The sequence below is a fragment of the Nocardia carnea genome (assembly GCF_029869215.1).
Lineage (GTDB): Bacteria > Actinomycetota > Actinomycetes > Mycobacteriales > Mycobacteriaceae > Nocardia > Nocardia carnea_B.
Map to the genome: position 1 here is coordinate 25,517 of NZ_JARWPM010000098.1, position 9,506 is coordinate 35,022.

The following is a 9,506-nucleotide window of genomic DNA, read 5'->3' on the forward strand; positions in this document are numbered from 1 at the left end:
GGACGCCTGTCAGACGTCGGTGGAGTAGCGGATGCCGCCGTCGGGGATTTCCACCCCCGGCCACACCCGGGCGCCGCGCAGGAGTTCGCAGCGGGCGCCGATATTGGCGCCGTCGCCGATAACGCCGTCGCGGATGAGGGCGCGGGGGCCGATCCGGGCGCCGAAGCCGATGATGGACCGTTCCACGGTGGCGCCGGCTTCGACCTTGGCGCCGTCGAACAGGATCGCGCCGTCGAGGCGGGCACCGGCGCCGACCTCGGCGCCGCGGCCGACCACGGTGCCGCCGATGAGCAGGGCTCCCGGCGCGACACCGGCACCTTCGTGGACGAGCGATTCACCGCGCTGCCCGGGCAGGACCGGCGAGGGCGCGATACCGCGCACCAGGTCGGCCGAGCCGCGCACGAAATCCTCCGGGGTGCCCATATCCCGCCAGTACGAGGTGTCCACATGGCCCTGTACCCGGGCGCCCTCGGTGAGCAGCGCCGGGAACACCTCGCGTTCCACCGAGACCGGGCGTCCGGACGGAATCTTCTCGATGTACTCGCGGCGGAATACGTAGCAGCCGGCGTTGATCTGATCGGTCGGCGGGTCCTGGGTCTTCTCCAGGAAGGCGGTGACCCGGCCGTCCGCGTCGGTGGGCACACAGCCGAAGGCGCGCGGATCGCTCACGCGTACCAGGTGCAGGGTCACATCGGCCCGGGTGGTTTCGTGGGTTTCCAGGATGGCCCGCAGATCGGTACCGCCGAGCACGTCACCGTTGAACACCATCACGTTGTCCGCGGTGAGCCGGGGCAGCACATTGCGGATACCGCCGCCGGTGCCCAGCGGTTCGGTTTCGGTGACGTACTCGATCTGCAGGCCCAGGTCGGCCCCGTCGCCGAAATGGTCCTCGAAGACCTCGGCCTTGTAGGAGGTGCCCAACACCACGTGGGTGAGGCCCGCGGCGGCGATACGGGACAGCAGATGGGTGAGGAACGGCACTCCCGCGGTCGGCAGCATCGGTTTGGGCGCCGAGAGGGTCAGCGGCCGTAGCCGGGTGCCCTTCCCGCCGACCAGGATGACCGCGTCCGCGCCTGCTTGTGATGCCATGGAGCTCCCTTGTTCCATCCGTCCTCGTACCCGGCACGGTGCCGGCCCGGCCGGCAGCTAGTGGGCGGCCTGCTCCCGCTGCCGTGCACGCAGTGCGGATCGAACCGCAATGCGGCAGCGGATCGCAAGTCCGGCCCGTAACGCCCAGCGCAGCGGGGCCTGCCACCAGTGCGGATGACGGTCTGCCTGGAAGCGGTAGGCGCTGGCGTGATGGGCGGGCAGCATCTTCTCCGGATTACGCCCGGCGGCGTGCCCCTTGGCATGGGTGACCTCGGCGTCCGGGACGAATACGTTGTGCCAGCCGGCCTTGCCCATCCGGTCACCGAAGTCGACATCCTCCATGTACATGAAGTAGCGGGAGTCGAAGCCGTCGATGGAATCGAAGGCCTCCCGGCGTACCAGCAGGCACGATCCGGAGAGCCAGCCGACCGTACGTTCGGAGATCTCCTCGTTCTCCTGGCGGTAGCGCCGGGTCCACGGATTGGTTTTCCAGATCGCGCCGAGCACGGCATGCCCGGCGCCGTCGAGCAGGCCGGGTACCGAGCGGGCGGAGGGGTAGACGCTGCCGTCGGGTTCGCGTACCAGCGGGCCGATCGCACCCGCCCGGGGCCAGCGCTGGGCGGCCGCCAGCATGATGTCGATGGAGTCGGCCCCCCAGCGGATATCGGGGTTGGCGATCAGCACGTATTCGAGGTCGGGATCGAGTTCGGCGACCGCCCGGTTGATGGCGCCGCCGTAGCCGATGTTGCCGCCGGTCGATAGGAACCGCACATGGGCGTTGGCTTCGGCGATGAGTTCGGGAACACCGTCGGTGGACCCGTTGTCGGCCAGAATGACCTGCGGTTTCTCCGTGGTGGCGATGTTCAGGGTGCTGATGAAATGCTCGAGATGTTCGCCCGGCGAATACGTGACCGTGACCACGGCCAAGCGGGGCCGGTCAGGCTGATGATCCGGGGTATCGGAAGCGCTCACAGCGCACCACCCTAACCGGCCGTCCTGGTCAGTGCCTCGGTCAGCGCGGATTCCCATGGGCGCAATGGAGTCAGGCCGGCCGCGCGCCAGGCCGCGCCGGACAGAACGGAGAAAGCCGGGCGGGGGGCGGGTCGCGGGAATTCCGCGGAAGTACACGGCCGCACCCGTGCCGGATCGGCGCCGATACCGGCGAATACCGCCCGCGCGACCTCGAACCAGCTGGCCCGGCCCGCGTTCGTGGCGTGCAGCACGCGCGGTGCGCCGGGGCGGGCGGCGAGTTCGAGCAGACCGGCGGCGAGATCGGCGGCGTAGGTGGGGGAGCCGATCTGATCGGTCACCACGGTGACGGTGTCGCGTTCGCGCTCCAGCCGCCGCATGGTGGCCACGAAATCGCCACCTGTACCGCTGTACACCCAGGCCGTGCGCACGATCTGGGCATCCGGGCAGTGCTCGCGCACTGCGCGTTCACCGGCGAGCTTGGTGCGGCCGTACACGGTGGCGGGGCCGGTGGGGTCGCCGGGTTCGTACGGGGTGCTCGCGGTGCCTGGAAACACATAGTCGGTGGAGAGGTGGATGAGCCGCGCGCCGGCCCGGGCACAGGCCGCCGCCAGCACGGCGGGCCCGGTCGCGTTGCCCGCGAAGGCCGCTTCGGTTTCCGATTCGGCCCGGTCCACGGCGGTGTAGGCGGCACAATTGACGACGATATCGCCGGGTCGCACGACCGATTCCACAGCGGCCGCGTCGGTGATATCGAGCCGGGAGCGGGTATACGCGCGAACAGCGGGCGCCAACCGCAGCAGTTCCCGGCCGACCTGGCCGCCTGCCCCGGTGAGCACGAGCCGGGCGGTGAGATCGGTTCCGGTCGGTACGACGTCGTTCACCGGGTCAGTCTGGCACGCCGTCGAGATGCCGAATCGGCCTCACCGGGGCTGCTGTTGGTTAGCCTGCGTGGTGCGGAAGGTGTTTCGGACGGCATACGCGATAGGGATCGGGGTCCTCGACCGGTCCGGACGGGGAGAGGAATTCAACAGGTGGTGCAGCGCGGGGAGCCGACGTTGTGGAGTCCGGTGCGGGTGTTCGTCGCGTCGGTTGCTCTGATTGTGCTGGTGGGTACGGGTTTCGCCTGGCGCGGGGTGGATTCGCTGGTATCGAATATCGAGCGGATCAGTGATCTGGGCCTCGGCGGCCAGCGCGACGGCGCCGTGGACATCCTGCTCGTGGGCGTGGATTCGCGCACCGACGCCAAGGGCAATCCGCTCACCGAGGCCGAACGCGCCATGCTGCACGCGGGTGACGAGATCGGCACCAACACCGACACCATCGTGCTGGTGCGGGTGCCCAACGACGGCCGCTCGGCCACCGCGATCTCCATCCCCCGCGACGCCTACGTCGATATCCCCGGCCTGGGCAAAGGCAAGATCAACTCCGCGTACGGGATCACCAAGCAGACCGTGCAGGACGATCTGCTGGCCGAGGGCGAATCGGCGGAATCGGCGGAGGAGAAATCCACGCAGCGCGGGCGGCAGGCGCTGATCGGTTCGGTGGCCGGGCTCACCGGGATCACCGTCGACCACTACGCCGAGGTCAGCCTGCTCGGGTTCGTCCTGCTCACCGACGCGGTGGGGGGTGTGGACGTCTGCCTGCGGCAGCCGGTGGACGAACCGCTGTCCGGGGCGTATTTCCCCGCGGGCCGCCAGAAACTGGACGGGCCGCAGGCGCTGAGTTTCGTCCGCCAGCGGCACAACCTGGAACGCGGTGATCTGGACCGGATCGTGCGCCAGCAGGTGTTCATGGCCCAGCTGGTGCACCAGGTGGTCAGCGCCGATACGCTCGGCAACCCGAGCCGGCTGCGGGAACTCAGCGATGCCGTCGGCCGTACCATCGTGCTCGACGAGGGCTGGGATCTGCTGGCGTTCCTGAATCAGTTGCAGGATCTGTCCGCCGGGAAGGTGACCTTCGAGACGATCCCGGTGGCCGACCTCAACGGCACCACGTCCAACGGGGAGTCGGTGGTCCGGGTCGAACCCGACGACGTCCAGGACTATGTCGCCGGGCTGGTCGGCGAAGAACCCGCCGACCCGGCCACCACGTCCGCGGCCCCCGCCGCGGATCCGGGAACGGTCCAGGTGAACGTCTACAACTCCACCCTGGTCGCCGGCCTGGCCGGCACCGTCTCCCAGGAGTTGAGCTCGCTCGGTTATCTGCCGGGCGACGTGGGTAACTATGCGGACGAGCCGGTTTCGCAGAGCCAGGTGCGCGCCGCCACCGAATCCGACCGGACGGCAGCGGCCGTGGCCACGGCGCTCGGCGGCCTCCCGGTGGTAGCGGATCCCGCGGTCCCGGCGGGGACGGTGAGCGTGGTGCTGGCAAGCGACTACGCTGGCCCCGGATCCGATACCGAGGTGATCGATTTCGGCGGCACCTCGACATCGGCCACCCCGGTGCCGCCCGCGCCGCCCATCGCGGCCGCCGAGGACGGACCCACCTGTGTGAACTGACCCTGTGTGAATCGAACGCGGAAAGCAGACCATGCGTGACGTAGATCAGGCCACGACCCTCCCCGAAGCGGTGCTCGACCCGATTCTCGAACGGGAACCGGCCGCCCCCCGGATCACCTGGTACGACGATGCGACCGGCGCACGTATCGAACTGTCCGGCCTGACGCTGGCCAACTGGGCCGCGAAAACCGCCAATCTCGTCCGCGACGAATTCGGGCTCACCCCGGGAGCCCGGGTCGCGGTGCTGTTGCCCGCGCACTGGCAGACCGCGGCCGTCCTGCTCGGCTGCTGGTGGGCCGGTACCGAGGTGGTGCTGCATCCGGACGCCGACGCGGAACTGGTGTTCGCCGCTGCCGACCGGCTGGCCGAAACCGAGGACGCTCCCGAGGTGGCGGCCCTGTCGCTGGACCCGATGGGCGCACCGGTACGCGATCTGCCGCTGGGCGTCACCGACTACGCGACGGCGGTCCGGGTGCACGGCGACCAATTCCATCCCGGCGGGGCGGGCGCCGCACTCGACGGTATGCCGGTCCAGGAGGTTTTCGCCGCGGCCCGGAAATCCGCCGCCCGGCAGGGGTTCACCGCAACCGACCGGATTCTCTCCAGCGGTACCTGGGATACCGCCGAAGAGTTGATCGACCGGTATATCGCGGTACTGGCCGCGGGGGCGTCGCTGGTGCAGGTCACCAATCCGGATCCGGCGCAACGGGATCGGCGTGTGGAAACCGAACGGGTCACCCGGGTGCTCTGACCGGTTTCTCCTACCACGGTAGGTGGTGAAGTCCGACTCCGGCAGGTTCCGCCTGCCCTGTGACTTGCGTAACGTCGATGGCGGATGCGACGGAGCAACGACGGAGGGGCCGGATGAAACCGCAGTACCTGTTTCGATGGATCAACCATCACGGACTGATCCGGGCGGCCAAACACGCGCGATTGCGCCAGGGGGATCCCTTCACCCGGCTCAACGGCAGCCCGGAAGGGATCGAGAACCCGTACGCGCTGATCGAGCAGATGCGCGGCACCGGGGGATTGCACCGCGTCCCGCCGCTCTGGGTCACCTTCGATTACGACCTGTGCCGGGAGGTGCTGCGCGACAACCGTTTCGGTACCGGAATGCCCGGTGTGCTGCGGGTGCCGGACAAGGCCCGCAAGATCCTCGACCGGTGGCCGATACCGCCCAACCCGGTGGATCCGCCGTCCATGCTGATGATCGATCAACCCGAACACACCCGGATGCGCAAACCCGTCGCCGCCGCGTTCACCCCGCGGGCCGTCGGCCGGTTGCGCGACCGGATCGCCACCGTCACCGAGGAACTTCTGGCCGATCTGCCCGATAACGGGGCCGCCGATCTGGTCACCCAGTTCGCGGCGCAAGTGCCGATCGCCATCATCTCCGAGATGCTCGGATTCCCCGATTCCGACCGCGAGATGTTCCTGGAGTGGGGCGACAATATCAGCCCCCTGCTCGACCTGGGCATCTCCTGGCGGACGCACCAGCGGGCCATGAAATCCTCCGAGCGGGTGCACCGCTACCTGATCGACCATATCGAGCGGTTGCGCGCCGAACCGGGCGACGACATCCTGAGCAGCCTGGTCACCGCGGGCGAGCTGACCACGCACGAGCTGTGCACCTCGGCCACCTTGCTCATGGGCGCGGGCTTCGAGACGACCGTGAACCTGATCGGCAAAGGGATCGTCCGGCTGCTGAACCATCCGGATCAGCTGGACCGGTTGCGGGCCGAACCCGAGCTCTGGCCGAACGCGGTCGAGGAGATTCTGCGGATCGACCCGCCGGTGCAGACCACCGGCCGGATCGCCCTGAGCGAATTCGAGTACGCCGGTCGCGCGCTGCGCCCTGGCTCCACGGTGGTGCTGTCGCTGGCCGGCGCGAACCGCGACCCCGCCGTCTTCCCCGACCCGGCCCGCTTCGACATCACCCGGGCGAACGCGAAGAATCATCTGAGTTTCAGCAGCGGGATCCACGTCTGCCTCGGCGCCGGCCTGGCCCGGATGGAAGCGACCCACGCCCTGCGCGCGCTCTTCGAAACCTTCCCCGACCTGCGCCTGACCGGGCCGCCGACGCGTCGCCCGCTGTTCACCCTGCACGGCTACTCGCATCTCCCGGCGCATACCGGTCCGCGCGCGGTATCGGAGGCGCTGTCCGCGGTATCGCAAGGCTGAGGCGGCGCACCCCGGCCCTTCCGGTGCGTCGTTGTGCCCGCGCCGTCGCCTGCCCAACACCTAGACTCGAGATATGAGTGAGTCAGGCCCGGAGGCGGAAGCGAAGCGTGACCACGTAGGGCCCTCGCGCATGCCCCAGGACACAGTATGAGTGAGTCGGGCGGTACGGCGGAGGCCGTCGTTGTCGGATCCGGGCCCAACGGGCTTGCGGCCGCGGTGATCCTGGCCGGCGCCGGGCTCGCGGTCGAGGTGTACGAGGCGGGTGAGACGCTGGGCGGCGGCTGCCGGACCGCGGAGGTGACGCTGCCCGGTTTCCGGCACGATATCTGCGCGGGGGCCCATCCCATGGCCGCGGCGTCCCCGTTCTTCCGGGCGTTCGACCTGGCCGCGCACGGAGTCGAGTTGCTGGCCCCCGCGGCCTCGTACGCACATCCCTTGGATGCCGGTATCGCCGGGGTGGCGTGGCGGGATCTGGATCGCACCGTGGCGGAGCTGGGTCGCGACGGTGCCGCCTGGCGCGGGCTGTTCGAGCCGCTGGTCCGGGACTGGCCCGCGGTGGTCGCGACCGCGACCGCCGATATGCGGCATGTGCCGATCACCCCCGCCACCGTCCGGTTCGGTCTGCGGCTGCTGGAGCAGGGGTCGCCGTTGTGGAACGCGCGTTTCCACGGGGATATCGCACCGGCGTTGTTCAGCGGGGTCGCCGCGCACACCATCCGGCCGCCGCGCGCATTGCCCGCCGCCGGCGCCGGGCTGCTGCTGGCCACGCTCGGCCATGCGGGTGGCTGGCATATTCCGCGGGGCGGCAGCCAGGCGATCGTGGACGCGCTCGCCGCGGAACTCCGGCGTCGCGGCGGCCGAGTGATCACCGGGCATCGGGTGGATTCGCTCGCCGAGTTCGGCGGAGCCCGCGCGATCCTGTGCGACACTTCGCCGGCCGAACTGGTACGACTCGCCGGCGACCGGCTCCCGGCCGGATACCGGCGCCGGCTGAACAAGGTGCGTTACGGGCCCGGTGTCTGCAAGGTCGATTTCGCGCTGTCGGGGCCGGTGCCGTGGCAGGCTCCGGGCTGCGCGGAGGCCGGCACCCTGCATCTGGTGGGCAGCCGTGCCGAAGCGCTGGCGGCCGAACACGCCGTCGCTGCGGGCATCCATACCGACCGGCCGTTCACCCTGGTCATCCAGCCCGGAGTCGTCGACGACAGCCGCGCCCCGGACGGGCGGCACACGCTGTACGCCTACGCGCACGTCCCCCACGGCTCCGACCGCGATATCAGCGAGCAGATCATCGGGCAGATCGAACGTTTCGCGCCCGGCTTCCGCGAACTGATCCTGGGCCGGCATGTGGTGACCGCGGCGAAGCTGGCGGAATACAACACCAACTATGTCGGCGGGGATATCGGCTCGGGCGCGATGACCTTGCTGCAGACGGCGTTACGGCCGGCGCCGCGCTGGAATCCGTACGCCACCGGAATACCCGGCGTGTACCTCTGCTCCTCGGCGGCCCCGCCCGGCGGCGGCGTCCACGGTATGGCCGGTACGCACGCCGCTGCGCATGCCTTGCGCACCGTGTTCGGCGACCACACCGACCCCTACGAACTGGTGGCTGCGAAATCCGCGGCCACCCCCGAGAGTTAGCCCTTGACGGCGGACTCGCGGTACAGGTCGGGTTCCAGGTAGATGATGCGGGCCGTCGGCACCGCGGCCCGGATCCGGCTCTCCGCCTCGTCGATACCCTCCGCGATCTGCGCGATATCCAGGCCCGGTACCACCGCCACCTTCGCGGCGACCAGCATTTCCTCCGGGCCGATGTACTGGGTCTTCATATGGATGAGGCGATCGATGGTCTTGCCGTCGGCCACATTCTCGCGAATCGCCCGATCCTCCGCGGCCGTCGCGCCCTCACCGATCAGCAGGCTGTGCATTTCGACGATCAGGATGATCGCGATGATCCCGAGCAGCGCGCCGATGGCCAGCGTCCCGACCCCGTCCCAGACCGGATCACCGGTCACCATCGTGAGCCCGACACCGCCCAGCGCCAGCACCAGCCCGACCAGCGCGCCGGTATCCTCCAGCAGTACCACCGGCAGCTCCGGGCTGCGTGAGTTACGGATGAACTGCCACCAGCTCGCGCGCCCCTTCAGGGGTTTGGATTCCCGCACGGCGGTCAGAAAGCTGTAGATCTCCAGGCCGATGGCGACCACCAGGATCACGACCGCCACGATGGGCGAGGTGAGTTCCTCGGGATGCTGGATCTTGTGGACGCCTTCGTACAGCGCGTACACCGAGCCCAGGGTGAACAACACCAGCGCCACCACGAACGAATAGAAGTAGCGGCTGCGGCCGTACCCGAAGGGATGCAGTTCGTCGGCCTCCTGCTGGGCCCGGTTCTGGCCGAACAGCAACAATCCCTGATTCGCGGTATCGGCCACGGAGTGCACACCCTCGGCCAGCATGGAAGCCGAACCGGTGATCGCCGCACCCACGAATTTCGCCGTCGCGATCCCGGCATTCGCGGTCAGCGCCGCAAGGATCGCCTTCTTACTTCCACCAGCCGACATCTGCCACCTCTGTTCAATTGCGCCGCCTCCGGCGGCGCGGGGGCTGTACTCATGGCGCGGCCGGGGGGGGGGGGGGGGGTGGGGGGGGGGGGTGGTGTTTCCCCCCCCCCGCCGGGGGCCCCCCCCCCCCCGCGCGCGCCCGGGGGCCCCCCCCTTGTGCCCCCCCCCGGCGCCGCGGGCGGGGGCGCAATTGAACAGAGGTGGC

Annotated in this window: 8 protein-coding genes; 4 read left to right on the forward strand and 4 right to left on the reverse strand. The window is 69.6% G+C overall.

Translation table 11 applies throughout. From position 1 onward, the window contains the following. Window positions 1-9: 9 nt before the first annotated feature. Genes QH276_RS05540 through rfbD form a run of 3 tightly spaced genes read right to left on the reverse strand, consistent with a single transcriptional unit; the run spans window position 10 to window position 2,942 of the window. Window positions 10-1,089, reverse strand: a complete 1,080-nt coding sequence (locus QH276_RS05540) for an NDP-sugar synthase (protein WP_280402469.1) — start codon at window positions 1,087-1,089, stop codon at window positions 10-12. Between the two features lie 57 nt (window positions 1,090-1,146). After that, window positions 1,147-2,061, reverse strand: coding sequence for a glycosyltransferase family 2 protein (locus tag QH276_RS05545; RefSeq protein ID WP_280402468.1), 915 nt, complete (start codon window positions 2,059-2,061; stop codon window positions 1,147-1,149). A gap of 11 nt (window positions 2,062-2,072) precedes the next feature. Beyond that, a complete protein-coding gene (rfbD, locus tag QH276_RS05550) occupies window positions 2,073-2,942 on the reverse strand; it encodes a dTDP-4-dehydrorhamnose reductase (protein ID WP_280402467.1) in 870 nt (289 codons plus the stop codon). Between the two features lie 150 nt (window positions 2,943-3,092). Between rfbD and QH276_RS05555 the strand changes: the two genes are divergently transcribed. From QH276_RS05555 to QH276_RS05570, 4 genes are all read left to right on the forward strand, one after another. Then, on the forward strand, window positions 3,093-4,559 hold the full coding sequence (locus QH276_RS05555; RefSeq protein ID WP_280402466.1) for an LCP family protein: 1,467 nt from the start codon (window positions 3,093-3,095) through the stop codon (window positions 4,557-4,559). A 31-nt stretch (window positions 4,560-4,590) separates the two neighbouring features. Continuing rightward, window positions 4,591-5,310: a TIGR03089 family protein gene (locus QH276_RS05560; RefSeq protein ID WP_280402465.1), complete on the forward strand. Its 720-nt coding sequence runs from the start codon at window positions 4,591-4,593 to the stop codon at window positions 5,308-5,310. Window positions 5,311-5,423: 113 nt separating this feature from the next. Further along, window positions 5,424-6,740: a cytochrome P450 gene (locus QH276_RS05565; RefSeq protein WP_280402464.1), complete on the forward strand. Its 1,317-nt coding sequence runs from the start codon at window positions 5,424-5,426 to the stop codon at window positions 6,738-6,740. 147 nt (window positions 6,741-6,887) lie between these two features. Then, the gene (locus QH276_RS05570; protein ID WP_280406652.1) at window positions 6,888-8,378 is read left to right on the forward strand and encodes a phytoene desaturase family protein; all 1,491 of its coding nucleotides are present in this window, start codon (window positions 6,888-6,890) and stop codon (window positions 8,376-8,378) included. Here the strand turns inward: QH276_RS05570 and QH276_RS05575 are convergent. Further along, on the reverse strand, window positions 8,375-9,301 hold the full coding sequence (locus tag QH276_RS05575; RefSeq protein ID WP_280399337.1) for a cation diffusion facilitator family transporter: 927 nt from the start codon (window positions 9,299-9,301) through the stop codon (window positions 8,375-8,377). The two genes, QH276_RS05570 and QH276_RS05575, sit on opposite strands and share 4 nt — an antisense overlap. Window positions 9,302-9,506 lie beyond the last annotated feature (205 nt).